Origin of the sequence: Saccharopolyspora sp. NPDC049426 (genome assembly GCF_040676935.1) — a bacterium.
In the GTDB taxonomy this organism is placed as follows: Bacteria; Actinomycetota; Actinomycetes; order Mycobacteriales; family Pseudonocardiaceae; genus Saccharopolyspora.
On sequence record NZ_JBFAPZ010000002.1, the window covers coordinates 151,020 to 177,081 of the forward strand.

Consider the following 26,062-nt stretch of genomic DNA (forward strand, 5'->3'; position numbering starts at 1 on the left):
ACCCGGGCGTAACAGCTCTCTTACCTCCGACCTACTACCCTTCGCACATGCCGCCGCCCGCTTCCTCGCCCGTCCGGCCCAGGCTCAACGACGGGGGGCTTCTGTTGTGCCGGGTGGCCGGAGTTCCGGTGCTGCTGTCCACCTCGTGGTGGCTCGGCGCCGCGCTCATCGTGCTGCTCTACACGCCGATGGTCGGCCGCATCCTGCCCGGCGCCGGGGTGTGGGAGAGCGCGGTGCTGGCGGCGGTGTTCACGGTGCTGCTGGCGGCCTCGGTGCTGCTGCACGAACTCGGCCACTGCATCGTCGCGCTGCGGATGGGCCTGCCGGTGCGCCGGGTGCGGCTGTTCCTGCTCGGCGGGCTCTCCGAGATCTCCCGCACGCCGCCCAAGCCCGCGCAGGAAGGGCTGATCGCCGCCGCAGGGCCGGCGGTGTCGCTGGTGCTGGCGGGCGCGACCGGCATCGCCTGGTACGCCATGACGCCGGGCGGCGCGGTCTGGCTGCTGGTCGCCCAGACCTGCGTGGCCAACCTGGCCGTCGGCGTGTTCAACCTGCTGCCGGGCCTGCCGCTGGACGGCGGGCGGATGCTGCGCGCGCTGCTGTGGCGGATCACCGGTCGTCGCGTCGCGGGCACCACCGCCGGTGTCGTGGGTGCCGGAGCCGTCGCCGTCGCACTGCTGGTCTACGCCTTGATCGGGTTGTTCAGCGGAGCCGATGACCAGTGGTTGCGGCTCGGCGTGTGCGTGCTGATGGCCTGGTTCGTCGTGGCCGGGGCCAGCGCCGAGCACCAGGCCGAGCAGCGCCGCCGGTGGCCGAGCGGCCTGGAGCTGTCGGACCTGGTGCGCCCGGTGCTGCAACTGCCCGCCGAGAGCCCGGTCGCCGACGCGCTGATGGCCGCAGCCGGACGTGGCGTCGTGCTGGTCCGCGCCGACGGCATCGCGGTCGGCCTGCTCGACCAGACCGCCGCCGAGCGGCTGGCCACGCACGCGCCACACGAACCCGCCGAGCGCGCTGCGGAACCGGTCGAGGCGGACACGATCCTGCTGGACAGCGAGTCCCCGGACGCCGTGCTGGAGCGGGTCCAGGCGGTGCTCGCCTGGCAGTTCCTGGTCATCGACGAGGAGGGCAGGCCCAGCGGAGTCCTCCGCCGCGAGGACCTGCGCTCGGCACTGCGCTCCCGCCGGGGGTAGAGGCCTGCCCATCTGCGACGATGGTTCGCCGTGCATCGAGCACGTCAGGCGAGCGTGGAGAAGGTAGGCAGCAGTTGAGCAGCACCGTCAGCGGTGAGTTCCAGCCCGGCGACCGGGTCCAGTTGACCGACCCCAAGGGGCGCAAGTACACGGTCGTGCTGGAAAAGGGAGGGGAGTACCACACCCACCGCGGCGCGCTCGCGCACGACGACCTGATCGGGCAGCCGGAGGGCTCGGTGGTGGTCTCCGCGGGCGGAACCTCGTTCCTGGCGCTGCGCCCGCTGCTGGCCGACTACGTGCTGTCCATGCCGCGCGGCGCCCAGGTCATCTACCCGAAGGACGCCGCCCAGATCCTGATGTGGGGCGACATCCGGCCCGGCGCGAAGGTGCTGGAGGCCGGTGCCGGATCCGGCGCGCTGAGCTGCTCGCTGCTGCGCGCGGTCGGCCCGGAGGGCAGCGTCACCTCCTACGAGGTGCGCGAGGACCACCACGAGCACGCCGAGCGCAACGTCAAGCGCTTCTTCGGCGAGATCCCGGAGAACTGGGACCTGCGGCTCGGCGACCTGCTGGAGTACGACGGCGAGCCCGTCGACCGCATCGTGCTGGACATGCTGGCGCCCTGGGACGTGCTGGAGCTGGTCAAGGAGAAGCTCAACCCCGGCGGCGTGCTGATCGTCTACGTGGCCACCACGACCCAGCTCTCCCGCGTCACCGAGGCGATCCGCGAGCAGCAGAACTGGACCGAGCCGCAGGCGTGGGAGACGCTGCTGCGCCCGTGGCACGTGGTGGGCATGGCCGTCCGCCCCGAACACCGCATGGTCGCCCACACGGCGTTCCTGCTCACCAGCCGCCGCCTCGCCGACGGCGTCACCCCACCGCGCGTCCAGCGCCGCCCCAGCAAGGGCTGACACGACAGGAGAACGGGCCCGCACCGAACTTCCGGTACGGGCCCGTTCTCCTGTCCTCGGTCAGCGGACGGTGATCACCATCGAGCGCGCGGTCAGCAGAGCTTCCACTCGCCGTCCTCGACGATCATCTGGTTCGTCTCGTTGATCGGCACGTCCTGATTCATCTGCTGGCCCATGACCTCCACGTGGAGGGACATGGTGCCGTTGAAGTGCGCGGTGGCGGTGTCATCGCCGTTGTCGGTGACCGCGCCCAGGGCGAACTTCACCTCGAGGTCCTCGATCAACTTCTGGATCTCGGCGTCCGGAACGCCCAAGCCCTTGAGCTCCTCGAACTGGGATCCCTTGCCCTCCATCATGTCGACCATGTCCTGCAGCTTCTTGCTCGACTTGTCGCAGGTGAGGCTCTGCACCCCGGAGAAGTCCTTGGCGTTCATCATGTCCACGGCCTGCTGCGCGACCGGGCGAGGATCGCCCGGTCCGCCGGTGAAGGCGAGGACGAGCGCGATGATCACGCCGATGACGACGAGGCCGCCGACGCCGCCCAGGACCCAGGGCAGCGGGGACTTCTTCTTCGGCGGCGGCCCGTAGCCGGGCTGGCCGTACGGGCTCGGGTACGGCTGCTGCTGGTAGCCGGGCTGCGGCTGCTGCGGGTACTGCTGCCCGCCGCTCGGCGGGAACTGCCCGCCGGGCTGCTGCGGGTACTGCTGCCCGCCGCTCGGCGGGAACTGCCCGCCGGGCTGCTGCGGGTACTGGCCACCGGGCTGCTGCCCCCATCCGCCCTGGCCGGGCGGCTGCTGCGGTGGGTACGTCACTGGTGCTCCCCCTGAATCTTTTCTGTTGTTCCCCTCGATGCGCCCCGGCTACTGGCCGAGGTCGCAGACCTTCCACTCGCCGTTCTCGACGACCAGGCCCATCGTCTGATCCACCGGCTGGGACGCCCCGTCGGCCTCGTAGGTTCCGGTGAGATCCGCCGAAGCCTTGTCGCCGTTGCGGGTGACCTCGCCGAGCCGGACGTCGAACTTCCACTGCTTGAGCTGGCCGATGGCGGTGTCGAGCTGGGTCTTGTTGGACTCGCAGAACAGCTCGCCGACGGTGCCGAAGTCGCCCGCGTTGACCTTGGCCACGACCTCTTGGGCCACCGGACGCGGTTCGCCCGGCCCGCTGCCGAGCCAGAAGTAGACGCCGACGCCCGCTCCGGCGAGCACCAGCACGGCCGCGACGATCCCGAGGACCACCGGCAGCTTCGACTTCTGCGGTGCCGGCGGTTCGACGTCGCCGAAGCCCCCGGGCTCCTTCAACCACGAGCCGGGGCCGTACTCGCTGCCCCACTGCGGTGGCATCGGCTGACCGGCCTGCTGCGGCTGCGCGGGCTGCGGCTGACCCGGGTGCATCTGGCCGGGTTGTCCCTGCTCCGGGCCCTGCTGGCCCCAACCGGTGTGCTGGTTGCCGTACCAGTTGGGCTGCTGCTGCGGGGCGCCGGAAGGCTGAGGTGGGAATCCGTTCCCCGTGGGTTGTTGCCCCCACCCGCCCTGTCCAGGCTGCTGCGGCGGATAGGTCATGGACTCCTCCCAGGAGTGCTCTTGCGGCATTCGACGCCGGTTGTGCGCTAGCGGCGGTAAGTAGACCAGAGCCTTTGGACCCGCGGGTGCGGAGTATCCGGATTACAACCTCGGTGACCGCTTCGACGGAGTCCGGAATGTCCGGACACCCGAGGTTGTTCCAAATGATGGGAGAAGTGCGGCGGCTCCCGACGAAAATGCCACCCGGTTGCCGGAGTCGTTGACCCGAATGATCGCAGAGCGCACACGACCGCTGTGGCGCAACGGAAAAACCCGTGGTCGCGGCGATTCCGCAGGGGTGTCGGAAGGTCGTCCGGGAGTATCGAACGGACCATGATCGACAACCCACCGTATCCGCCTCGACCAGCCAGGATGCAACGCGCCGGGGACAAACGTCTTTAGACCGTGTGTATTCGGAGATTTCTGTGGCACGCTGGGCGATCCGGCGGACACCTCACGACGCCGCCGTCGTCGGTGATCGCCGGTACCGTGGTGGTACGAGCACGGGAGGAGGGTGCCGATATGCAGCACGACCGTCCCGGCAGCCGGCCTGAGGAGGGCGACGGCGAGCAGGGTGCGGGCTCCGCGGAGCTCCGCAGCCAGATCCGTCTTCTCGAAGACGAGGTCGCACTGCTTCGCCGCAGGCTCAACGAGTCCCCTCAGCAGGCCCGCTTGCTGGAAAAGCGGCTGGCCGAGGCATCCGAGAGAGTGAGCCAGCTCACCGAACGGAACGCCAAACTCACCGAGACCCTGAAGGAAGCGCGGGGCCAGCTGATGGCACTGCGCGAGGAGGTCGACCGCCTCGCCCAGCCCCCGAGCGGGTACGGCGTGTTCTTGCACGCCTACGAGGACAGCACGGTCGACGTATTCACCTCCGGTCGCAAGATGCGGGTGGCGGTGTCGCCGAACGTCGAGACCGGGGACCTGCGGTTGGGGCAGTCGGTGCGCCTCAACGAGGCCCTGACGGTGGTCGAGGCGGGTGCGTTCGAGCAGACCGGTGAGGTGTGCACCTTCCGGGAGGTCCTGTCCTACGCCGAGGGCGAGAGCCCGCGCGCGCTGGTGATGGGGCACACCGACGAGGAACGCGTCGTGTGGCTGACCGAGCCCCTGGCCGATTCCGGGCTGAAGTCCGGCGATTCGCTGCTGGTCGACAGCAAGGCCGGCTACGCCTACGACGTGGTGCCCAAGGCCGAGGTCGAGGACCTCACCCTCGAGGAGGTGCCGGACGTCGGCTACCGCGACATCGGTGGCCTGGCCGGGCAGATCGAGCAGATCCGCGACGCCGTGGAGCTGCCGTTCCTGCACTCCGAGCTCTACGTGCAGTACCAGCTGCGCCCGCCGAAGGGCGTCCTGCTCTACGGGCCACCGGGCTGCGGGAAGACGCTCATCGCCAAGGCGGTGGCGAACTCCCTGGCCAAGAAGGTGGCCGCGGCGCGAGGCGACGAGGATGGTCAGGCGAAGTCCTACTTCCTGAACATCAAGGGCCCCGAGCTGCTCAACAAGTTCGTCGGCGAGACCGAACGGCACATCCGGATGATCTTCCAGCGCGCTCGGGAGAAGGCCTCCGAGGGCACGCCGGTGATCGTGTTCTTCGACGAGATGGACTCGATCTTCCGGACCCGCGGCAGCGGTGTGTCCTCCGACGTGGAGACCACCATCGTCCCGCAGCTGCTGAGCGAGATCGATGGTGTGGAAGGCCTGGAGAACGTCATCGTCATCGGTGCCTCCAACCGCGAGGACATGATCGACCCGGCGATCCTGCGCCCCGGCCGGCTCGACGTGAAGATCAAGATCGAGCGTCCGGACGCCGAATCGGCCAAGGACATCTTCTCCAAGTACCTCACCACCGAACTGCCGATCCACGAGGAGGACCTCAAGGAGTTCGGCGGCGACAACGCCGCGTGCCTGGACGCGATGATCCAGGCCACGGTGGAGCGGATGTACGCCGAAACCGACGAGAACCGGTTCCTGGAGGTCACCTACGCCAACGGGGACAAGGAAGTCCTGTACTTCAAGGACTTCAACTCCGGCGCGATGATCCAGAACATCGTGGACAGGGCCAAGAAGGCGGCGATCAAGTCGGTGCTGGAGACCAACCAGCCGGGCCTGCGGGTGCAGCACCTGCAGGACGCCATCATCGACGAGTTCGCCGAGAACGAGGACCTGCCCAACACCACCAACCCGGACGACTGGGCCCGCATCTCCGGCAAGAAGGGCGAGCGGATCGTCTACATCCGCACCCTGGTCAGCGGCAAGAACCAGGAATCCGGCCGAGCGATCGACACCGCCACCAACACCGGCCAGTACCTGTAGAACAGGCGCCGCGCTCGCACGCGTGGTCGAACGGTCGTCGAGACGACGGTGATCCGGGGCCGCCATCCCTCCTTCCGGGATGGCGGCCCCGAGCTCGTGCGGGCGACTTCGCGGCGGGATACGTTGCTGGACATGATCCCCGCGCAGAACCCGGTGCAGCGGCTGGGACTCGGGCTGGCCGCGCTGGGCCGGCCCGCCTACATCAACGTCGGCCGCGCCGACGTGCTGCCCCAGCAGCGCACGGCCCAGGCCATGAAGGAGCGCACCCGCTCCGTCCTGGACGCCGCCTACGCCCACGGCATCCGATGGGTCGACACCGCCCGCTCCTACGGCAGCGCCGAGCAGTTCCTGGCCGACTGGCTGGGGGAGCGGGGCCACGAGGACGTCACCGTCTCCAGCAAGTGGGGCTACGCCTACGTCGCCGAGTGGCGCATCGAGACCGAGGTCCACGAGGTCAAGGAGCACTCGCTGGAGCGGTTGCGCGCCCAGTGGGCGGAGACCCGCACGCTGCTGGGCGATCGCATCGACCTCTACCAGGTGCACTCGCTGACCGGTGACAGCCCGCTGTTCGAGGACCTGGAGCTGCAGCACGAGCTGGCGCGCATCCGCGACGCCGGAGTGCGGCTCGGCTTCTCCACCAGCGGCGCCGCGCAGCCCGAGACCATCGAACGGGCCTGGGAGCTGGAGATCGGCGGGACGCAGCTGTTCAGCGCCGTGCAGTCCACCTGGAACACGGCCGAGCCCTCGGTCGGCCGCACTCTCAACGAGGTGCACACCGGCGGGTGGCGGGTGCTGCTCAAGGAGACCATGGCCAACGGCCGGCTGGCGCTGAAACCGCCGGACGAGTTCGCCGCCATCGCCTCGCGCCACTCCGTCGGGCCGGACGCCATCGCCGTCGCCCACGCCCTGGCCCAGCCGTGGGCGGACGTGGTGCTGCTCGGCCCGGCCAGCGTCGAACAGCTGGAGACCAACCTCGCGGCCCTGCGCGTCGAGCTCGGCGACCAGGACCTGGCCACCCTCAAGTCGCTGGCCACGGACGCGGCGACCTACTGGGGCGAGCGCTCCCAGCTGCCGTGGCACTGAGAGCCGCTCAGGAGCGCGCAGCGCGCTCCCGCAGCCATCGCCGGGTTAACTGACGGCCGTCCGGCACGAAGGGCCACAGCGGGTCCTCGAGGCGCTCGCGCAGCTCGGTGACGGGCATCCACCAGCCCTCGGCGACCTCCTCGGGCTGGTGCACCACGGGTCCGTCCCAGCGCGCCTGGAACACGAAACCGTGGTAGCGGACGGTGCTCTGCTCGAAGACCTCGCGGAACAGGAACTCCGGTTCGGTGCGAACGCCGAGCTCCTCGGCCAGCTCCCGGCGGGCGGCGTCGAACGGGTCCTCGCCGGCGACGACCACGCCTCCGGAGGTGCAGTCGTGCAGGCCGGGGTAGACGTCCTTGGTGTCGGTGCGGCGGTGCACGTAGATGCGCTGCTCATCGCCCGAGAGCAGCAGCACGGCCGTCGCCGCGTGCCGCAGTCCCCTCTCGCGCATCTCGCTCCTCGACGCTCGGCCCACGACACGCCCGGCCGCGTCGTACAGCGCGACCTGCTCCTCACCTGTGCCCACACCACGATCGTGCCACCCGGTCGGCGCAGCGCGGGAAGGCACGATTGGCGAACCTGTGGCTTCAAGCACTCTGCTCCGCCGCCGATACCCCGTACTCTGCGAGGTATGCGGCGGATCATGGGAACCGAGGTGGAGTACGGCATCGTCGTACCTGGCGATTCCAGCGCCAATCCGGTGCTGACCTCCACCCACATCGTGCTTGCGTACGCGGCGGCGGCGGAGATCCCGAGAGCCAGACGGGCTCGCTGGGACTACGAGGTCGAGTCGCCGCTGCGCGATGCGCGCGGGTTCGACCTGAGCTCGGCGGCGCAGCAGTCCAACGGTTCGGACGGCGACGACCTCGGCGCGGCCAACGTCATCCTCACCAACGGCGCGCGGCTCTACGTCGACCACGCGCACCCCGAGTACTCCGCGCCCGAGGTCACCAACCCGCGCGACGCGGTCATCTGGGACAAGGCCGGCGAACGCGTGATGGAGGAGGCCGCGTTGCGCGCGGCCAGCGTCCCCGGCACCGCGCCCATACAGCTCTACAAGAACAACGTCGACGGCAAGGGCGCCAGCTACGGCACCCACGAGAACTACCTGATGGCCCGCAACACCCCGTTCACCTCGGTGATCGGCGGCCTGACGCCGTTCTTCGCCTCCCGGCAGGTGATGTGCGGGTCCGGCCGGGTCGGCATCGGCCAGTCGGGTGAGAAGGCCGGTTTCCAGCTCTCCCAGCGCTCCGACTACATCGAGGTCGAGGTCGGGCTGGAGACCACCCTCAAGCGCGGCATCATCAACACCCGCGACGAACCGCACGCCGACGCCGACAAGTACCGGCGGCTGCACGTCATCATCGGCGACGCCAACCTCGCCGAGACCTCGACCTACCTCAAGCTCGGCACCGCTGCGCTGGTGCTGGACATGATCGAGGGCGGGGTGCGGTTCGACGACCTCAAGCTGGCCGACCCGGTGCAGGCGGTGCACCTGATCAGCCACGACCCCACCCTCAAGCAGTCCGTGGAGCTCGCCGACGGTCGCCGGTTCACCGGTGTGGACCTCCAGCGCGCCTACCACGAGCGGGCCTCGGAGTTCCTCGACGCCCACGGCGCCGAGCGGGCCTCGCGCGACGTGCTCAACACCTGGGGCGAGGTGCTCGACATGCTCGGCAACGACCCCATGTCCTGCGCCGACAGGCTCGACTGGCCGGCCAAGCTGCGGCTGATGGAGAGCTACCGCAGCCGCGACGGCCTGGGCTGGGCCTCGCCCCGGCTGCACATGATCGACCTGCAGTACTCCGACGTGCGGCTGGACAAGGGCCTCTACAACCGGCTGGTCACCCGGGGTTCGATGAAACGCCTGATCAGCGAGGAAGAGGTGCAGGAAGCCGTCGCCGCTCCGCCGGAGGACACCCGCGCCTACTTCCGCGGCCGCTGCCTGGAGCGCTACCCGTCGGAGGTCGCCGCCGCGTCCTGGGACTCGGTCATCTTCGACCTCGGCCGGGAATCCCTGGTGCGCATCCCGACGTTGGAACCGCTGCGCGGCACCAAGGCCCACGTCGGCGCCCTGCTGGAAGCCAGCAACAGCGCCGAGGAACTGGTCGACTCGCTGACGAAGGGGTGACCCGCTACGACCTCGTTCCGCGCACGTCAGGTAGTCGGAAAGATCGTCAAAGACGCCCGGCTGGGCGTGGGCGAACGAGTGGTCGGATAGGTAGTGTTCAAGGCAGGACGCCCCCGATTCCGGGGGAGTTCGGGACTTCAACCCACCGGGAGGCGAGATGTCTCAGGAGAAGGCTCAGCGGCAGGGCGGCGGCGACGGCGAAGAAGAGAACGAACCGGAGGCCGCCGGTCAGGAACGTCGCGAAAAGCTCGGCGAGGACGTCGACGCCATCCTGGACGAGATCGACGACGTCCTGGAGGAGAACGCCGAGGACTTCGTGCGCGCCTACGTGCAGAAGGGCGGCCAGTAGGCCCCCGGCCGCCGGTGCGCCCTGGCGGTGATCCTGCGAGAACCGGCCACCGGGTCGGAGAAACACCGGCCCGGTGCCGCTCGCTGCGCACTCGATCATGACTAAAGTGCACCTTGTCGCAGGACTCCTGTGAGAACGGAGACGATGTCGCTGATGGACCAGAGCTCGGCCCAGTTCCCCGGGCAGGCGCTTCCCGCCGCCTACTTGACCCCCGGATCCTCGTCGTTCACCGACTTCCTCCAAGCCGCCGCACCGGAACTGCTGCCGGGCGGGCGCAAGACGCCCGAGGGCGCGGTGCAGGCGCCGCACGGCACCACGATCGTCGCGGTGACCTTCCGCGGCGGGGTGCTGCTGGCCGGTGACCGCCGGGCGACGATGGGCAACGTCATCGCGCAGCGGGACATGGAGAAGCTCTTCGTCACCGACGCCTACTCGGCGGTGGGCATCGCCGGAACGGCCGGTGTCGCGCAGGAACTCGTGAAGCTCTACGCGGTCGAGCTGGAGCACTACGAGAAGCTCGAAGGCATCTCGCTGTCGCTGGACGGCAAGTCCAACAAGCTGGCCACGATGCTGCGCGGCAACCTGTCCGCGGCGATGCAGGGCCTGGCGGTCGTGCCGCTGTTCGCCGGCTATGACACCGACGCCGAAGACCCCGACCGCGCAGGCCGGATCGTGTCCTACGACGTCGTCGGCGGTCGTTACAACGAGGCCGGCGGCTACCACGCGGTCGGTTCCGGCTCGCAGTTCGCCAAGTCGGCGCTGAAGAAGCGCTTCGACCCGGACGCCGACCTGGACACCGCCGCGCGCGCCGCGGTGGAAGCGCTCTACGACGCGGCGGACGACGACAGCGCCACCGGTGGTCCGGACGTGTCCCGGCGGATCTACCCGTCGGTCATCACCATCACCGCGGCCGAGGGCGCGGTGCGGCTGACCGAGGAGCGGACCTCCGAGATCGCCACCGCCGTGGTCAACGGACGTCTGGAGAACCCGGGCGGCTGACCAGCGCCGTCCCCACGATCCCGCCTGCCACAGCGAGCAGATTCAGGAGTGCAGAAGCCGTGACGATGCCGTTCTACACCTCCCCCGAGCAGTTGATGCGGGAGCGTTCCGAGCTGGCCCGCAAGGGCATCGCCCGGGGCCGCAGCGTGGTGGTGCTCAAGTACGCCGGTGGGGTGCTGTTCGTCGCCGAGAACCCGTCTCCGACCTTGCACAAGGTCTCCGAGATCTACGACCGCATCGGTTTCGCCGCGGTGGGCCGCTACAGCGAGTTCGAGGCGCTGCGGGTCGCCGGCGTGCGCATCGCCGACGTGCGCGGTTACTCCTACGACCGGCGCGACGTGACCGGGCGATCGCTGGCCAACACCTACGCCCAGCACCTGGGCGCGATCTTCACCGAGCAGATCAAGCCGTTCGAGGTCGAGATCTGCGTGGCGGAGGTCGGCGCGACCGCCGAGTCCGACCAGCTGTACCGGCTCACCTACGACGGGTCCATCGTGGACGAGCCGCAGTACGTGGTGATGGGCGGTCAGGCGGACACGATCACCAGCTCGCTGAAGGATTCCTTCAGCGATGGAATGGAATTGGGCGACGCCATCCGGGTCGCCGTCAAGGGACTTTCGTCCAGTGGGGACGCCGCGCGGGAACTGGGCACCAAGGCCCTGGAGGTCGCGGTCCTCGACCGCGCCCGTCCCAACCGGACGTTCCGCCGCATCCAGGGCGCCGCGCTCACGGCCCTGCTGCCGGCGGCGACCGAGGACTCCGCCAAGTCCGAGGACGGCGAGGAAACCCCGCCGGGCAAGTGACCGCCCGAGAGCTCAATCGCTCCCGCACCCGCCTCGGGTGCGGGAGCGATGTCGTTCGCGGTGGGACAACTGGCCCACATCCCGGGAAAATCGTACGGACGTACGGCGATTCGGGCTGCTCCGTGCGGGTGCGTGCGCAACGGGGTGGGTGACCGCCTGCTACCAAAATCAGCCGAACTCATTTCGACACTTGCCCGAACGGCGGACCGCCGCGGGGGCGGTTTTGCGCCTAGTGTGGAGTCATGCAGAGGCGGATCTTCGGCATCGAAACCGAGTTCGGGGTCACCTGCACGTTCCACGGGCAGCGCAGACTGTCCCCGGACGAGGTGGCCAGGTACCTGTTCCGGCGGGTCGTGTCGTGGGGAAGGTCGTCGAACGTCTTCCTGCGCAACGGTGCCCGCCTCTACCTCGACGTGGGTTCCCACCCCGAGTACGCCACCGCCGAGTGCGACGACCTCACCCAGCTGGTCACGCACGACAAGGCCGGTGAGCGCATCCTCGAAGACCTGCTCATCGATGCCGAACGCCGGCTCTCCGACGAGGGCATCGGCGGGGACATCTTCCTGTTCAAGAACAACACCGACTCAGCGGGCAACTCCTACGGCTGCCACGAGAACTACCTGGTCGGACGTTCCGGCGAGTTCTCCCGCATCGCCGACGTGCTGCTGCCGTTCCTGGTGACGCGCCAGCTCATCTGCGGTGCCGGGAAGGTCCTGCAGACCCCGCGCGGCGCCGTGTACTGCCTCTCCCAGCGAGCCGAGCACATCTGGGAGGGCGTCTCCAGCGCCACCACGCGGTCCCGTCCGATCATCAACACCCGCGACGAACCGCACGCCGACGCCGAGCGCTACCGGCGGCTGCACGTCATCGTCGGCGACTCCAACATGTCCGAGGTGACCACCCTGCTCAAGGTCGGGGCGGCCAACCTGGTGCTGGAGATGGTCGAGCAGGGGGTGCAGTTCCGGGACTTCAGCCTGGACAACCCGATCCGGGCGATCCGCGAGATCAGCCACGACCTCACCGGACGCCGCACGGTGCGGCTGGCGGGCGGCCGGGAGGCCTCGGCGCTGGACATCCAGCGCGAGTACCACAGCCGGGCCGTCGACCACGTCGCGCGGCGAGGCTCGGACCCGATGTCCGAGCGCATCCTGGAGCTGTGGGGCCGCACGCTCGACGCCGTCGAGCAGGAGGACTACTCGCTGATCGACCGCGAGGTCGACTGGGCGATCAAGCTCCGCCTGCTGGAGCGCTACCGCAACAAGCACGGTCTGGAGCTGTCCAGCCCGCGCATCGCGCAGCTCGACCTCGCCTACCACGACATCCGGCGCGGACGCGGGCTGTTCGACATGCTGCAGCGCAAGGACCTGGTGGATCGGGCGACCGAGGACGGCGAGATCGAGGCCGCCAAGGACACTCCGCCGCAGAGCACCCGGGCCAAGCTGCGCGGTGACTTCATCGCCGCTGCTCAGGCCGCGGGGCGGGACTTCACCGTCGACTGGGTGCACCTGAAGCTCAACGATCAGGCCCAGCGGACCGTCCTGTGCAAGGACCCGTTCAGGGCTGTCGACGAGCGGGTCGAGCGGCTGATCAACTCGCTGTAGGCCGTTCGGCCCCAGAACTTCAGCAGGAGCTGGACGGCGCTGCGGGCGCGTGCTCGGCCGCAGCGCCGTCCCGGCTTCAGCTGTGGGGCGCTTGGCCCGTCGGGCGGATCGTCAGCTCGTTGACGTCGACCGTGCCGGGTTGGGCCAGGGCGTAGAGGACGCCCCTGGCGATGTCCTCCGGGATCAGCTTCGGGACGTCCGTGCGGTCAGCGGTCATGTCCGTCTCGACCATGCCCGGTTGCACGAGGGTGACCCTGACCCCGGTGCCCACGCACTCCGCTCGGATGTTCTGCGCCATGCCGGTGACCGCCCACTTGGTGGCGGAGTAGAGGTTGCCCGGCCGGATCCCTCGACCTGCGTTGGAGCCGGTGAGCACGAGGTGGCCCCTGCTGCGCACCAGAGCGGGGAGGGCGGCGCGGGCGGTGATGGCCGCGCCGTAGACGTTGGTGAGCACCATGTCGCGCCACTGCTCGGGCTCGGCGCCGTCGTTGCCGAGGAACGAGGTCGGCACGCTCATCCCGGCGTTGGCCAGGACCGCGTCCACGGCGCCGTAGCGCTGCTCGGTCGTGGCGACGGCGTCGGTCAGGCTCGTGTAGTCGGTGACGTCGCAGGGCAGCGCCACGGCCGTGTCCGAGCCCAGTTCCTCGACCAGGTCGGACAGGGCGTCGGTGTCGCGGGCCAGCAGGGCCAGCCGGTGGCCCTCGGCGGCGGCGAGGCGGGCGGTGGCGGCGCCGATGCCGCGCGAGGCACCGGTGATCATCAGAGCAGGCATGTCCTCAGGGTAGGAACGCGAACGGTTGGTGAACGGCTTTCGCATCAGCGATGGGTTCAGTTCCGGCCGAAACCGATCGTCGATCGAATGGGTGTTCTGCGAAGACACGCCGATACCCGAACTCATGATCGAATACTTTGGCGCTAGAGTTTCGGGGTGGCCACTGTGCGTGCTGAACGCTTGGTGAACTTGGTGCTCTGCCTGCTGTCGACCCGCCAGTACCTCACCGCAGAGCGGATCCGTCATATCGTCGCGGGGTACGCGGACGCGCCCTCCGACGAGGCGTTCTTCCGGACCTTCGAGCGGGACAAGGCCGAGCTGCGAGACCTGGGGATCCCGCTGGAGACCGGCCGGAACTCGGCGTTCGACGGCGCCGACGGGTACCGCATCGCCCGGCGCGACTACGAGCTGGGCGACATCGACCTCGAACCCGACGAAGCCGCCGCCGTCGCGCTGGCCGTCCGGCTGTGGGACTCCCCGGAGTTCACCTCCGCGGCCCAGGGCGCGCTGCTCAAGCTCCGCGCCGCCGGCGTCGACGTGGACGAACGCGCCTCGGCCGCGGTCGAACCGAAGGTGCGCACCAGCGAACCCGCCTTCGGCACGCTGCACTCGGCGGTGCAGTCCGGCCGCGTCGTGGAGTTCGACTACCGGCGGCCCAGCAGCGCCGAGGTCCGGCACCGCACCGTCGAGCCGTGGGGCGTGGTGTCCTGGCGCGGGCGCTGGTACGTCGTCGGCCACGACCGCGACCGGCAGGCGCCGCGCTGCTTCCGGCTCTCCCGCATCCAGGGCCAGGTCAGCGCGGTCGGCAAGAGCGGAGTCGTGCAGCGGCCGCAGGAGGTCGACCTGCTGCGGATGGTCGCAGGCGAGCAGCGGGAGCCACCGCCGCCGACTCCGTCCCGCGTGTGGGTCGCCGACGGTCGCGCGCACGGCGTGCGGCGCATCGGGAAGGTGGTCGAGCGCAGGGAACTCGACGGCGACCCCGGCGAGGTGCTGGAGCTGGACGTGAAGTACCCGGAGTCCGCGGCGAGCTGGCTCGCCGGGTACGGGCCCGACGTCGTCGTCCTGCAGCCGGACACCCTGCGCAAGGCGGTCAACGAGATCCACCTGGACGCGGCGGGGGAGGGGCGGCGATGACCAGCGCGACGCAACGCCTGCCCAGGCTGCTGGCCCTGGTTCCCTACCTGCTCAGCCGCCCCGGCATCCCCATCGCCGACGCCGCCGCCGACTTCGGGGTCACCCCGCAGCAGCTCCGCAAGGACCTGGAGCTGCTGTGGATGTGCGGGCTGCCCGGCTACGGGCCCGGTGATCTGATCGACCTGTCCTTCGAGAGCGACTCGATCACCGTCACCTACGACGCCGGCATGCGGCGGCCGCTGCGGCTGACCGCCTCCGAGGCGACGTCGCTGCTGGTGGCGCTGCGGGCGCTCGCCGACACCCCGGGCGTCCCCGACTCCGCCGCGGTGCAGCGCACGCTGGCGAAGGTGGAGAACGCGGTCGGCCAGGCCCGCCCGTCCGGAGTGGTGATCGGACTCGGCGCGGAGGAGTCGGTCGACTCGCAGGTGCGCCGAACGGTCCAATCCGCCGTCACCGGCGGCAAAGCGTTGCGCATCCGTTACTACACGGCATCGCGCGACGAGATCAGCGAGCGAACGGTCGACCCGATGCGGTTGCTGCTGGTCGACGGCCGCAGCTACCTGGAGGCGTGGTGCCGCAACGCGCACGGCGTCCGGATGTTCCGGCTGGACCGCATCGATGCCGCCCAGCTGCTCGACGAGCCCGCCGTGCCGCCGTCCGAAGCCGAGCCGATGGACGTTTCCGCAGGTCTGTTCCAACCCGCGCCCGACCAGCGGGTGGCCGAGATCGAACTGGAACCGGACGCCCGGTGGGTCGCCGAGTACTACCAGGTCGACGAGGTCGAAGAACTCCCAGGCGGCCGGGCTCGGGTGCGGATGCGCTACGCCGACAGCGCGTGGATGACCAGGCTGCTGCTCGGACTCGGTGGCCAGGTCGCGGTGCTCAGCCCCGGGGAGCTGGGAGATGACGTGCGTCAACGAGCCCACGCCGCGTTGAGGCGGACCCGTCACCTTCCGTCCACCTGAGCCCGATACGGTGAACAACGTGCCGTTCGTGTGGACTCTCGTGCTGCTGGCCGTTGGCCTCGTCCTGCTGGTGTTCCTGCTGGTCAGGACCTTGATGGAGGTGCGTCGCTTTCGGCGCGTGCAGCGGGGGGCGGCCCACGATCTCGCTGACCGCAGCGGAATGGTCAAAGCGCGGGTAGCGGGCCTCAAGGTGGCGCTCTCGCAGCGCCGTCGCGGTTGACGAGAAGCAGAAACGGCCCTATTTGCCGACCCCTGCCCCGCGTACCATTAACGCCTAGCAGGGACATCACGAAAGGTTGTGTACGGATGGGTTTGCCAGGTGGCTGGGAGCTGGTCCTCATCGTCTTGGTTCTGGTGCTGCTCTTCGGCGCCACCAAGCTCCCGCAGATGGCCCGTTCTCTGGGGCAGTCCGCTCGGGTGTTCAAGGCTGAGGCACGAGGCATGAAGGCCGATGAAGAGGCCGCGAAGAAGACCCAGGCGGAGAAGGAGCAGAAGCCGGAGCTGACCGCCGGTGAGCCGAGCGCTCCGCCGGCGACCTCGCCGGCCGAGGACAAGCAGCAGAACGAACAGAAGAACTGACTGAGGACGGGGCTAGCGAAGTGGGTGACAGTCCACTGCGTCGCCTGAACCCGTTCCGCAATGATCGCCGTCGGTGGGGACGCAGGCACAACCCCGACGGCACCATGACGATCATCGATCACCTCTTCGAGCTGCGTTACCGGCTCGGGGTGGCGATGACGGCAGTGGTCATCGGAGCCATCCTCGGGTTCATCTGGTTTTCCACCGCGCCGTTCGGCTGGCCGACGCTCGGTGACGTCTTGCTCGGGCCGTACTGCGCGCTTCCCGTGGAGCAGCGGCTGAGCCCGAACGGGACCTGCCAGCTGTTGCAGACCGAGCCGTTCGAGATCTTCATGCTGCGCATGAAGGTGGGTCTGTCGGTCGGCGCGATCCTGTTCAGCCCGGTGTGGCTGTACCAGCTGTGGGCGTTCATCACGCCCGGGCTCTACACCCAGGAGCGCAAGTTCGCCCGGACCTTCGTGTTCTTCGCGACGATCCTGTTCGTCGCGGGCGCGGTTCTGGCGTACTTCATTGTTCCCGAGGCGCTGAGCTTCATGGCGGGCTTCGGCGGCGAGGCGTTCTTCACCGCGCTCACCGGTGGCAAGTACATCAACTTCATGCTGCTGCTGCTGGTGATCTTCGGTGTGAGCTTCGAGCTCCCGCTGATCCTGGTGATGCTCAACCGCGCGGGTGTCGTCACCTACGAGAAGCTGCGCAGGTGGTGGCGGGGGCTGGTGTTCGCGCTGTTCGTGTTCGCCGCGATCGCCACGCCCGGGCAGGATCCGTTCTCGATGCTGGCGCTGTCGGCGGCGCTGTCGCTGCTGTTCTTGTTCGCTGCGCTGATCTGCCGTTCGCACGACCGGCGCAAGGCCAAGAAGATGGAGGCCGAGGGCCTGGCCGGCGTCGGCCTCGACGAGGCGTCCGAGATCGATCCGTTCGCGTCCAAGCTGGACACGACACCGTCGGCGCCGCAGAAGCACGACGACATCACCTGACGGTCACAACCCGTCGAACGCTGGCCAACGGGGACGCGAGTGGGATTAGATGAATCCTCATGCGTTGCGTCCTGGTGATCAACCCCGCGGCCGGTGGTGGTCTTTCCGCGAAGGTGGTCGGTGAACTCACCGACCACCTTCGTGCTGTGTGCGAGGTGCGGACCGTCATCGCCACCGACGCGCGGGGAACCGAATCCGCCGTGCGGCGCGCGGTGGAGGACCGGGCCGACGTGCTGGCCGTGGTCGGCGGGGACGGCATCGCGCACCTGGCCGTGCAAGCGTGCGCGGAGTCGTCGACCTCGCTGGCGATCATCCCGGCGGGCACCGGCAACGACCTCGCTCGGAGCCTGGGCATCCCGCGCGAGCCGGTGGCGGCCGCGCGCGCTGCGGCCAAGGCCATCTCCGCCGGCGCGCGGCGGCGCGTCGACCTCGGCAAGGTCGCGGGCACCGGGTGGTTCGCGACGGTGCTGTGCGCCGGCTTCGACGCGCAGGTCAACGCCAGGGCGAACCGGATGCGCTGGCCGCGCGGACAACGCCGCTACGACCTCGCGCTGGTGCGGGAGCTGCTGGGGTTGCGGGCCCGGCCGGTGCGGTTGGAGACGGAGCGCGGAGTGCTCGACGTCGAGGCCACGCTGATCGCGGTGGGCAACACCGGCTGGTACGGCGGTGGTATCCCGATCTGCCCCGACGCCGTCGATGACGACGGTCTGTTCGACGTGACCGTGGTCGGCAGGGTGCCGCGCCGGGAGCTGGTGCGGATCCTGCCGAGGCTGCGCACCGGGCGCCACGTCGACCACCCTGCGGTGACGACGCTGCGCGCCAAGTCGGTCCGGTTGGGCGGGGACAACGGCTGGCTGGCCTACGCCGACGGCGAACCCCAGGCCCGGTTGCCCCTGACGATCCGCTGCGCGCCGGGTGCGCTCAGCGTGGCGTGTGTCGCACAGCACGTGTGAACATCTGGCTCACTCCGTCTTGCCCGGCGGTGCGGGTGGCAGGCCCCTGGACTCCGCGCGCCACGCCTCGAGCGCGTCGTTGAGCGGCGTCGCGGGGCCCTCGCCGGAGGACGTGCCAGGCTCCCCCGCGCGGGGCGGTGCCGCGGTCTGAGCGTCGATGGTGGTCCGGCGGCTCGCGGCAGCGCGGCTCGCGGGGGCTCCGAAGCGAGCGTTGTGAGACACCGGTCGGGGTGATGTGAAAACCTTGGTGCGTGGCTGCCAGCCGTTCCAACCCGACCAAGCTCTCGCCGGCCGACGCGTACGCGGCGCATTCCCGCCGCAGTGCCCATCCGAAACTGGCCGATTTCGTCGCGGAGCTGTCCTTCGAACTAGACCCCTTCCAGCTGACCGGATGTCAGGCGCTGGAGACCGGGAGAAGCGTGCTGGTGTGCGCGCCGACCGGTGCGGGCAAGACCGTGGTGGGCGAGTTCGCCGTGCACCTGGCGCTGTCGGAGGGGCGCCGCTGCTTCTACACCACGCCGATCAAGGCGTTGTCCAACCAGAAGTTCGCCGATCTGTGCGAGCGGTACGGCAACGACGCGGTGGGGCTGCTGACCGGCGACACCTCGATCAACGGTGACGCGCAGGTGGTCGTGATGACCACCGAGGTGCTGCGCAACATGCTCTACGCGGGTTCGCGGGGGCTGGACCAGCTCGGCTACGTGGTGATGGACGAGGTCCACTACCTGGCCGACCGGTTCCGGGGCGCGGTGTGGGAAGAGGTGATCCTGCACCTGCCGGACTACGTGCAGCTCGCGAGCCTGTCGGCGACGGTCAGCAACGCCGAGGAGTTCGGCGAGTGGCTGCAGGAGGTGCGCGGTGAGACCACGGTCGTGGTCGACGAGCACCGGCCGGTGCCGCTGTGGCAGCACATGCAGGTCGGGCCCCGGATGTTCGACCTGTTCGGCGGTGAGACCGATGACCACGAGCTGACGATGAACCCGCAGCTGCTGCGGCACACCCAGCAGCTGGCGCGCACCCACATGCCTTACGGGGGCCGCCGCGGTGGCCCGCCGAACAAGCGCAAGGGACCGCGTCCACCCCGGTTCTCGCCCCCGTCCCGGCTGGAGATGCTGACCAGCCTCGACGCCGCGGGGCTGCTGCCGGCGATCGTGTTCATCTTCAGCCGCAACGGCTGCGATCAGGCGGTGGCCCAGTGCGTGCGGGCCGGGTTGCGCCTGACCTCCGAGTCCGAGGTCGAGGAGATCCGCGAGGTCATCGACGCGCGGACCGCGAACCTGCCCGACGCCGACCTGGGCGTGCTGGGCTTCTGGGAGTGGCGGGAGGCGTTGGAGCGGGGCGTGGCCGCGCACCACGCCGGGCTGCTGCCCGCGTTCAAGGAGACCGTCGAGGAGCTGTTCGTGCGCGGCCTGGTCAAGGCCGTGTTCGCGACCGAGACGCTGGCGCTGGGCATCAACATGCCTGCCCGCACGGTCGTGCTGGAACGGCTGGTGAAGTTCAACGGCGAGTCGCACGTGGATCTCAGCCCGGGGGAGTACACGCAGCTCACCGGCCGTGCCGGGCGGCGGGGCATCGACATCGAGGGCCACGCGGTGGTGGTCTGGCAGCCCGGCGTGGATCCCAAGCAGGTGGCGGGTCTGGCCTCGACGCGCACGTATCCGCTGCGCTCGTCGTTCCGGCCCGGCTACAACATGGCGGTCAACCTGGTGCAGCGCGTCGGTCAGGACTCGGCGCGGGACCTGCTGGAGCAGTCGTTCGCGCAGTTCCAGGCCGACCGGTCGGTGGTGGGCCTCTCGCGTCGGGTCGATCGCAACGCGGAGGCCCTGACGGGCTACACCGACGCGATGGAGTGCCACCTGGGCGACTTCGCCGAGTACTTCGACCTGCGGCGCCGGATCTCGGAGCGGGAGAAGGCGCTGGCCAGGCAGAACCGGCAGTCGCGGCGCGCCGAGGCGGCCAAGTCGCTGGAGAAGCTGCGCAAGGGCGATGTGATCTCGGTGCCCGCGGGGCGCCGGTCCGGGCTGGCGGTGGTGATCGACCCCGGTCTGGAGCCGATGGGCGAGCCGCGTCCGCTGGTGGTGACCGAGGATCGCTGGTCGGGCCGCCTGTCGGTCGCCGACTTCACCTCGCCGGTGGAGGCGCTGGGCAAGCTCAAGCTGCCCAAGCACGTCGACACCCGCTCGCCGAAGTCCCGCCGGGATCTGGCGTCGTCGCTGCGCAGCACGGGGTTGAGCTCCTCGGGCGGTCGCGGCCGGAAGCGTTCGGACGCCACCGACGACGCCGAGCTGGCGAGCCTGCGGCGCGCGTTGAAGGCGCACCCGTGCCACGGCTGCGACGAGCGGGAGGCGCACGCCCGCTGGGCGGAGCGCTACGAGCGGTTGCGCGGCGAGAACGAGAACCTGCGTCGGAAGGTCAACAGCACCACGCACTCGCTGGCCCGCTCGTTCGACCGGATCGTGGCGCTGCTGACCGAGCGCGACTACCTGCCCGCCCCGGACGGCAAGCCCGGTGACGACGAGGACGCGGTGGAGACGCAGGCGGGGCAGGTCACCGAGCACGGTCGGCGGCTGTCCCGGCTCTACAGCGAGTCCGATCTGCTGGCTGCCGAGTGCCTGCGGGTGGGGACCTGGAAGGGGCTCGGCCCGGCCGAGCTGGCGGCCGTGGTGTCCTCGCTGGTCTACGAGTCGCGGCGGGAAGGGCCCGCTCCGCAGGTCCCGGCCGGGCCGATCACCGATGCGCTGACCTCGACCTGGCAGTTGTGGGCGGAGCTGGAGGACGACGAACGTCGTCACAAGCTCGACCGCACCCGCGAGCCCGATGCGGGGTTCGCGTGGCCGGTGTTCCGGTGGGCGCGCGGCGAGTCGCTGGAGAAGGTGCTCACCGCCGCCGAGTCCAGCGGCCACGAGCTCTCCGCCGGTGACTTCGTGCGCTGGTGCCGCCAGGTGATCGACCTGCTGGACCAGATCCGCGACGTGGTGGGCACCAAGGAGCAGGTCGGTGCCTCGGCGGCGAAGGCCGTCACCGCGATCCGCCGGGGCGTGGTGGCCGCCGGTGGTGTGTGACCCGGCTGTGGTTGGATCACTGGAAGTCGGCCGCGCCAGCTGAGTTCATCCGGAGGTGTAGATGTCGTCCCCCTACGGCCCACCAGGGGGTTACCCCCAGTGGGGGCAACCGCAGGGGCCTGGGATGCAGCCGGGCCATCCGCAGCCGGGTGGCTACGCGGGTCAGCCGTACCCCGCGCAACCGGTGCAGCAGCAGCCGATCCAGCAGCCCCAGTACGCGCAGCCGTACGGCTACGGCTACGGCCAGCCGCAGCCGTACTACCCGTCGCCGAGCGGTTTCGGCTTCCCGCAGGTGCCGCAGAAGCAGAAGCGGTCGGTGCTGCCGTGGATCCTCGGCGGCTCGGGCGTGCTGGTGGTGCTCGCCGTGGTGCTGGTGCTGGGTTTCGCCGCTCCCGGGTTCTTCGTGCGCTCGGTGTTCGACGCGGCCAGCGTGGAGAAGGGCGTCACGCAGACGCTCAAGGGCTCCTACAACATCGCCGGCGTCGGCGCGGTGTCCTGCCCGGACGGTGAACCGGTCGAACTCGGGCACCGGTTCGACTGCCAGGTTCAGATCAACGGCGCCGACAAGGTCGTCACGGTCGCGGTGAAGAACGACGAGGGCGTCTACGAGGTCGGGCACCCGAAGTAATCGGTGGACTGCTCGGTCGGGGTCGGGGACGATCCTGACGTGGGTGAAACCGAAGTTCGGGTGCTGTCCGAGTCGGAGTACCGCGACGCCAACGAGCTGTTCCGGCGGGCTCTGCTGTTCCCGCTGGCCGATGACGAGCAGTGGGCGTCGACCTCGGAGTGCATGGAACCGGGCCGGGTGCTCGGCGCGTTCCTCGACGGCGAGCTGGCGGGCACGGCCTTGTCGATGACCAGTTCGCTGACGGTTCCCGGCGGTGCCGAGCTGCCTGCGGCGGCGGTGACCGGGGCGGCGGTGCGAGCGGATTCGACCCGGCGTGGCCTGCTGACCGGGATGATGCGGTTCCAGCTCGACGACGCGGCCCGGCGCGGTGAGGTCGTGGCGATGTTGCACGCCAGCGAGGCCGGGATCTACGAGCGCTTCGGTTACGGCGTCGCCACCCGGGTTCGGAACGTCGAGATCGACCGCTCGCGGGCGCGGATGCGCCGCTCGGTTCCGCGGGGCGGCCGGGTCCGCCTGGTCTCGCAGGAGCAGGCGGCGCAGCTGATGCCTGCCCTCTACCGGAGGTGCGCGCGGGATCGGGCGGGCTGGATGCACCGCCCCGACGGCTGGTGGCCGGGCCGGAGCGCTTTGATGAACAAGAGCCAGGCGGTCGCGGTGCACGCCGACGATTCCGGGACGGATGACGGCTTCGTCGTGTTCCAGCCGCGCGGTGAGTCCTCCACAGTGGACGTGTGGGACCTGGTGGCGGCCGACGATCTCGCGGCGACCGAGTTGTGGCGCTTCCTGCTCGACATCGACCTCGTGACGACCGTCGCGGGTTTCGACCGCCCGGTGGACGAGCCGGTCGAGTGGTGGCTGACCGACCGCCGCGCCTGCCGCACCACGGGAGTGCGCGACGACCTGTGGGTCCGCCTCGTCGACGTCCTCGCCGCTCTCCAGGCCCGCACCTACGGTCGCGGGGAGCCGGTGGTCCTGGAGGTTCTCGACGAGTTCCGGCCCGCCAACACCGGCTGCTACCGCATCAGCCCGGACGGGGCCACGACCTGCGACGACGCTCCCCAGCTGACGCTGGACGCCGCGGTGCTGGCGACGCTGCACCTGGGTGATCAGCCGGCCTCGACCCTCGCCACGGCCGGACTCGTCCAGGTCCACGATCCGCAGGCGTTGACCAACGCCGACCTGCTGTTCGCGCTGCAGCGCCCACCGTGGTGCGGCACCGGCTTCTAGTCCGGTTTCGAGCTTCGAGCGGAGTGGAAACGACCGGGGCGCAACCGGTTCTGAGTCTGACGCGCTGGACGCGGCGGGTTCGGCGAGGATTCCCCTACCGCGCTCGTCAAACCCGGTGCCGTGCCTAGCGTTCGAGGGCTGCGATGAGGCGGTCGATGCTGGCTCCGAGACCCCAGGTGGACTGGAGCGCGCGCAGCCGGTCGAGGTCCGGGTCGGCGGGCACGACGTCGGACTCGCGGTCCATGACGACCGGCGCGTTCCTGACCACGTTGACCACGGCCGGGGCCGCCGCCAGGTACTCGGCGGACTCGGCGAGCTTGGTGCGGATCCGCGAGGTCAGCCGGGCGTCGCCGTCGGCGGCGGCACGCAGCAGGTCGTCGAGGGACCCGAACTGGGTGATCAGCTTCGCCGCGGTCTTCTCGCCGATGCCCGCCACGCCGGGCAGCCCGTCGGAGGGGTCTCCGCGCAGCACCGCCATCTCCGCGTAGTCCGCACCGGCCCGCTCCTCGGACAGCGCGTACTTCTCGGCGAGTTCGCCGGGGCCGAAGTCCTGGGCCTTGGCCAGGCCCGCTCCGATGTAGATCACCCGCACCTGCGGTTCGGCGCGGACCAGCTGGAACAGGTCCCGGTCGCCGGTGACGACCTCCACCGGGTCGGTGCGCTCGCGGTCGGCCAGCGCGCCGATGACGTCGTCGGCCTCGAAGCCCTCCGCCTCGGCGGTGGTGATGCCCGCAGCGTCGAGGACCTCCAGGATCACCGGGATCTGCGGCGAGAGCGTGTCGGGCACCTCCTCCGCCTCCGGGTCCTCCACGGCCACCCGGTGCGTCTTGTACGACGGCAGCGCGTCGACCCGGAACTGCGGGCGCCAATCGTTGTCCAAGCAGGCCACCAGCCGTGACGGCCGGCGATCGGTGATCAGCTTCGCCAGCATGTCGCAGAAGCCGCGCACCGAGTTCACCGGCGTGCCATCAGGGGCGGTCAGCGAGTCGGGCAGCGCGTAGAACGAGCGAAACCACAACCCGGCCGAATCGACGAGCATGAGAGGTCCGGTCACGCGCCCAGCTTGTCATGTCCGGCCCGCACCACGCGCCCGACCTGCCGATCCGCTCAGCCCTCCAGGGCGGCTCGGGCTCGTTCGCGGGCCTGGACGCGGTCGGGCGCGGACACCGCGCGCTCGGCGGCGGCGCGCCACTCCGGCAGCGAACGCCCGGCCAGCGCTTCGCCCACCGCGGGCAGCGCCGCCGAGGTCATCGACAGGCTGCTGACCCCCAGACCGACCAGGACACCCGCCAGCAGCGGGTCGGCCGCCGCCTCGCCGCACACGCCCACCGGCTTGCCCTGCGACGCGGATGCGTCGCCCAGCAGGGCGATCAGCCGGAGCAGCGCGGGCTGCCACGGGTCGTTGAGAGCGGCCAGCGCGCCGGTCATGCGATCCGCGGCGCAGGTGTACTGGGTGAGGTCGTTGGTGCCGATGCTGGCGAAGTCCACTTCGGCCAGCAGCTCCTCGGCGCACAGCGCGGCGGCCGGGGTTTCCACCATGACCCCGATGCGACCGGCCCCGGCGGCGCGGGCGCGCTCGGCGAACCACGCCGCCTCGGCAGGGGTCGCCACCATGGGCGCCATCACCGACACCTCGGCGCCGGTGTCCTCGGTGGCGGCCACGATCGCGGCGAGCTGCCGGTCCAGCACGCCCTGGCGGTCGAAGGCGACGCGGAGTCCCCGCACGCCCAGCGCGGGATTGGGTTCGGCGGCGATGTCGAGGAACGGCAGCGGTTTGTCCGCGCCCGCGTCGAGAGTGCGCACCACGACGGGCTTTCCGGCGAAGGGGCGCAGCACCTCGGCGTAGGACTCGCGTTGGGCCTCGGCGGATGGTTCGGTCGTGGCGTCCAGGAAGCAGAACTCGGTGCGGAACAGCCCCGAGCCCTCCGCGCCCGCTTCGACCGCGTTCGTGGCATCGGCCGGAGAGCCGACGTTGGCCAGCAGCTTCACCGGATGGCCGTCGGCGGTCCTGCCCGATCCGCGCCACCGGGTTTCGGATCGGGTGGCCGCCTCGGCGGTGACGGTCTCGGCGACGAGCTCGACCGTGCCTGCCGCTCCGTCCACGCGCGCACCGGCGGCCCCCGACGCCAGCGCACCGCGCGCGGCGACCACGGCGGGGATTCCCAGCGCCCTGGCCAGGATCGCGGTGTGGCTGGTCGGGCCGCCCTCCTCGGTCACCAGGGCCAGCACCATCGAGGGATCGAGATCGGCGGTGTCGGCCGGGGCCAGGTCTCGCGAGATCAGCACGCTCGGCGCGGTGGGTTCGGGCACTCCTGGCGCGGCGGTCCCGGACAGCTCCGCGACGATCCGGTCCCGCACGTCCTGGACGTCCCGGACGCGTTCGGCCAGGTAGCCGCCCGCCGCCGCCAGTGCGTCCGAGAACTGCTCGGCGGCTTCGAAAACCGCGCGGGCGGCGGGCAGCCGCCGACTGGTGGCGGCCTGCTCGGCGGCCGAGATCAGACCTGGGTCGGTGGCCATCGCGGCCGTCACCTCCAGGACGGACCGGCCCTCGCCGTCGGTCGCCGCCGCCCGCTTCTGCAGATGCCGGGCGACCGCCTGCGCGGCGGGACGGATCCGCGCGGCCTCAGCCGTCGCGTCGGCGGGCTCGGGCCCGCGATCGGGCTCGGGCAACCGGTCATGAACAAACAAGACCGGGCCGGCCGCTCGGCCGGGGCTGACACCGACTCCCCGCAGCGTGGACATGCACCACTCCCTACCGTGCCGAGGTTTCCCTCGTGTTTCTCGAAGCCTTGACAATATGACAACAAGAGGCACAATCAGGCAACACCAAACAAC

25 protein-coding genes are annotated in these 26,062 nt (G+C 70.2%); 18 read left to right on the forward strand and 7 right to left on the reverse strand.

Annotated elements, in window-relative coordinates; all coding sequences use genetic code 11:
• Positions 1–47: 47 nt before the first annotated feature.
• A complete protein-coding gene (locus AB0J78_RS03835; RefSeq protein ID WP_363786652.1) occupies positions 48–1,187 on the forward strand; it encodes a site-2 protease family protein in 1,140 nt (379 codons plus the stop codon).
• Between the two features lie 20 nt (positions 1,188–1,207).
• Complete coding sequence (locus AB0J78_RS03840) at positions 1,208–2,095, forward strand: tRNA (adenine-N1)-methyltransferase (RefSeq protein WP_363786654.1); 888 nt, start codon at positions 1,208–1,210, stop codon at positions 2,093–2,095.
• 92 nt (positions 2,096–2,187) lie between these two features.
• Here the strand turns inward: AB0J78_RS03840 and AB0J78_RS03845 are convergent, their stop codons facing one another.
• Entirely contained in the window at positions 2,188–2,907 is a 720-nt protein-coding gene (locus AB0J78_RS03845) for a hypothetical protein (protein ID WP_363786656.1), read from the reverse strand.
• Positions 2,908–2,955: 48 nt separating this feature from the next.
• Positions 2,956–3,654: a hypothetical protein gene (locus AB0J78_RS03850; RefSeq protein ID WP_363786658.1), complete on the reverse strand. Its 699-nt coding sequence runs from the start codon at positions 3,652–3,654 to the stop codon at positions 2,956–2,958.
• A 522-nt stretch (positions 3,655–4,176) separates the two neighbouring features.
• On the opposite strand from AB0J78_RS03850, the gene arc reads away from it, so the two are divergent.
• Together arc and AB0J78_RS03860 are read left to right on the forward strand one after the other, a co-directional pair.
• Positions 4,177–5,967, forward strand: coding sequence for a proteasome ATPase (arc, locus tag AB0J78_RS03855; RefSeq protein ID WP_363786660.1), 1,791 nt, complete (start codon positions 4,177–4,179; stop codon positions 5,965–5,967).
• A 132-nt stretch (positions 5,968–6,099) separates the two neighbouring features.
• The gene (locus AB0J78_RS03860; protein WP_363786662.1) at positions 6,100–7,050 is read left to right on the forward strand and encodes an aldo/keto reductase; all 951 of its coding nucleotides are present in this window, start codon (positions 6,100–6,102) and stop codon (positions 7,048–7,050) included.
• A 7-nt stretch (positions 7,051–7,057) separates the two neighbouring features.
• Here the strand turns inward: AB0J78_RS03860 and AB0J78_RS03865 are convergent, their stop codons facing one another.
• A complete protein-coding gene (locus AB0J78_RS03865; RefSeq protein WP_363786664.1) occupies positions 7,058–7,576 on the reverse strand; it encodes an NUDIX domain-containing protein in 519 nt (172 codons plus the stop codon).
• Positions 7,577–7,681: 105 nt separating this feature from the next.
• Between AB0J78_RS03865 and dop the strand changes: the two genes are divergently transcribed.
• From dop to pafA, 5 genes are all read left to right on the forward strand, one after another.
• Positions 7,682–9,181, forward strand: a complete 1,500-nt coding sequence (dop, locus tag AB0J78_RS03870; RefSeq protein ID WP_363786666.1) for a depupylase/deamidase Dop — start codon at positions 7,682–7,684, stop codon at positions 9,179–9,181.
• Between the two features lie 157 nt (positions 9,182–9,338).
• The gene (locus tag AB0J78_RS03875; protein WP_132622389.1) at positions 9,339–9,530 is read left to right on the forward strand and encodes a ubiquitin-like protein Pup; all 192 of its coding nucleotides are present in this window, start codon (positions 9,339–9,341) and stop codon (positions 9,528–9,530) included.
• A 153-nt stretch (positions 9,531–9,683) separates the two neighbouring features.
• A complete protein-coding gene (prcB, locus tag AB0J78_RS03880; RefSeq protein WP_363786668.1) occupies positions 9,684–10,529 on the forward strand; it encodes a proteasome subunit beta in 846 nt (281 codons plus the stop codon).
• A 59-nt stretch (positions 10,530–10,588) separates the two neighbouring features.
• Entirely contained in the window at positions 10,589–11,332 is a 744-nt protein-coding gene (prcA, locus tag AB0J78_RS03885) for a proteasome subunit alpha (protein WP_363786670.1), read from the forward strand.
• Positions 11,333–11,574: 242 nt separating this feature from the next.
• Positions 11,575–12,933: a Pup--protein ligase gene (gene pafA / locus AB0J78_RS03890; protein ID WP_132673758.1), complete on the forward strand. Its 1,359-nt coding sequence runs from the start codon at positions 11,575–11,577 to the stop codon at positions 12,931–12,933.
• A gap of 76 nt (positions 12,934–13,009) precedes the next feature.
• Here the strand turns inward: pafA and AB0J78_RS03895 are convergent, their stop codons facing one another.
• On the reverse strand, positions 13,010–13,705 hold the full coding sequence (locus tag AB0J78_RS03895) for an SDR family oxidoreductase (RefSeq protein WP_363786672.1): 696 nt from the start codon (positions 13,703–13,705) through the stop codon (positions 13,010–13,012).
• Between the two features lie 156 nt (positions 13,706–13,861).
• Between AB0J78_RS03895 and AB0J78_RS03900 the strand changes: the two genes are divergently transcribed.
• From AB0J78_RS03900 to AB0J78_RS03925, 6 genes are all read left to right on the forward strand, one after another.
• Positions 13,862–14,839, forward strand: coding sequence for a WYL domain-containing protein (locus AB0J78_RS03900; RefSeq protein ID WP_363786674.1), 978 nt, complete (start codon positions 13,862–13,864; stop codon positions 14,837–14,839).
• A complete protein-coding gene (locus AB0J78_RS03905) occupies positions 14,836–15,804 on the forward strand; it encodes a YafY family protein (RefSeq protein ID WP_363786676.1) in 969 nt (322 codons plus the stop codon). Before AB0J78_RS03900 ends, AB0J78_RS03905 begins: the two co-directional genes overlap by 4 nt.
• A gap of 10 nt (positions 15,805–15,814) precedes the next feature.
• A complete protein-coding gene (locus tag AB0J78_RS03910) occupies positions 15,815–16,024 on the forward strand; it encodes a bacteriophage holin (RefSeq protein ID WP_363786678.1) in 210 nt (69 codons plus the stop codon).
• A gap of 86 nt (positions 16,025–16,110) precedes the next feature.
• Positions 16,111–16,383 (forward strand): Sec-independent protein translocase subunit TatA, encoded by a 273-nt coding sequence (tatA, locus tag AB0J78_RS03915; RefSeq protein WP_363786680.1) that lies wholly within the window; start codon positions 16,111–16,113, stop codon positions 16,381–16,383.
• Positions 16,384–16,487: 104 nt separating this feature from the next.
• The gene (gene tatC / locus AB0J78_RS03920) at positions 16,488–17,357 is read left to right on the forward strand and encodes a twin-arginine translocase subunit TatC (protein ID WP_363786682.1); all 870 of its coding nucleotides are present in this window, start codon (positions 16,488–16,490) and stop codon (positions 17,355–17,357) included.
• A 59-nt stretch (positions 17,358–17,416) separates the two neighbouring features.
• Complete coding sequence (locus tag AB0J78_RS03925; RefSeq protein WP_363786684.1) at positions 17,417–18,310, forward strand: YegS/Rv2252/BmrU family lipid kinase; 894 nt, start codon at positions 17,417–17,419, stop codon at positions 18,308–18,310.
• A gap of 9 nt (positions 18,311–18,319) precedes the next feature.
• Here the strand turns inward: AB0J78_RS03925 and AB0J78_RS03930 are convergent, their stop codons facing one another.
• Positions 18,320–18,532, reverse strand: a complete 213-nt coding sequence (locus tag AB0J78_RS03930) for a hypothetical protein (RefSeq protein WP_363786686.1) — start codon at positions 18,530–18,532, stop codon at positions 18,320–18,322.
• A gap of 29 nt (positions 18,533–18,561) precedes the next feature.
• On the opposite strand from AB0J78_RS03930, the gene AB0J78_RS03935 reads away from it, so the two are divergent.
• The 3 genes from AB0J78_RS03935 to AB0J78_RS03945 all read left to right on the forward strand — a co-directional run bounded on the left by AB0J78_RS03935 (position 18,562) and on the right by AB0J78_RS03945 (position 23,227).
• Entirely contained in the window at positions 18,562–21,372 is a 2,811-nt protein-coding gene (locus AB0J78_RS03935) for a DEAD/DEAH box helicase (RefSeq protein ID WP_363786688.1), read from the forward strand.
• Between the two features lie 124 nt (positions 21,373–21,496).
• Complete coding sequence (locus tag AB0J78_RS03940) at positions 21,497–22,000, forward strand: DUF4333 domain-containing protein (protein ID WP_363786690.1); 504 nt, start codon at positions 21,497–21,499, stop codon at positions 21,998–22,000.
• A gap of 39 nt (positions 22,001–22,039) precedes the next feature.
• The gene (locus AB0J78_RS03945) at positions 22,040–23,227 is read left to right on the forward strand and encodes a GNAT family N-acetyltransferase (protein ID WP_363786692.1); all 1,188 of its coding nucleotides are present in this window, start codon (positions 22,040–22,042) and stop codon (positions 23,225–23,227) included.
• Positions 23,228–23,351: 124 nt separating this feature from the next.
• On the opposite strand, the gene AB0J78_RS03950 is transcribed toward AB0J78_RS03945, so the two are convergent.
• Both AB0J78_RS03950 and AB0J78_RS03955 read right to left on the reverse strand, forming a co-directional pair.
• Positions 23,352–24,266 carry a 5'-3' exonuclease gene (locus AB0J78_RS03950; protein ID WP_363787535.1) on the reverse strand — a complete coding sequence of 305 codons (915 nt, stop codon included), beginning with the start codon at positions 24,264–24,266 and terminating at the stop codon, positions 23,352–23,354.
• Between the two features lie 68 nt (positions 24,267–24,334).
• Positions 24,335–25,969 carry a putative PEP-binding protein gene (locus AB0J78_RS03955; RefSeq protein ID WP_363786694.1) on the reverse strand — a complete coding sequence of 545 codons (1,635 nt, stop codon included), beginning with the start codon at positions 25,967–25,969 and terminating at the stop codon, positions 24,335–24,337.
• Positions 25,970–26,062: the final 93 nt, after the last annotated feature.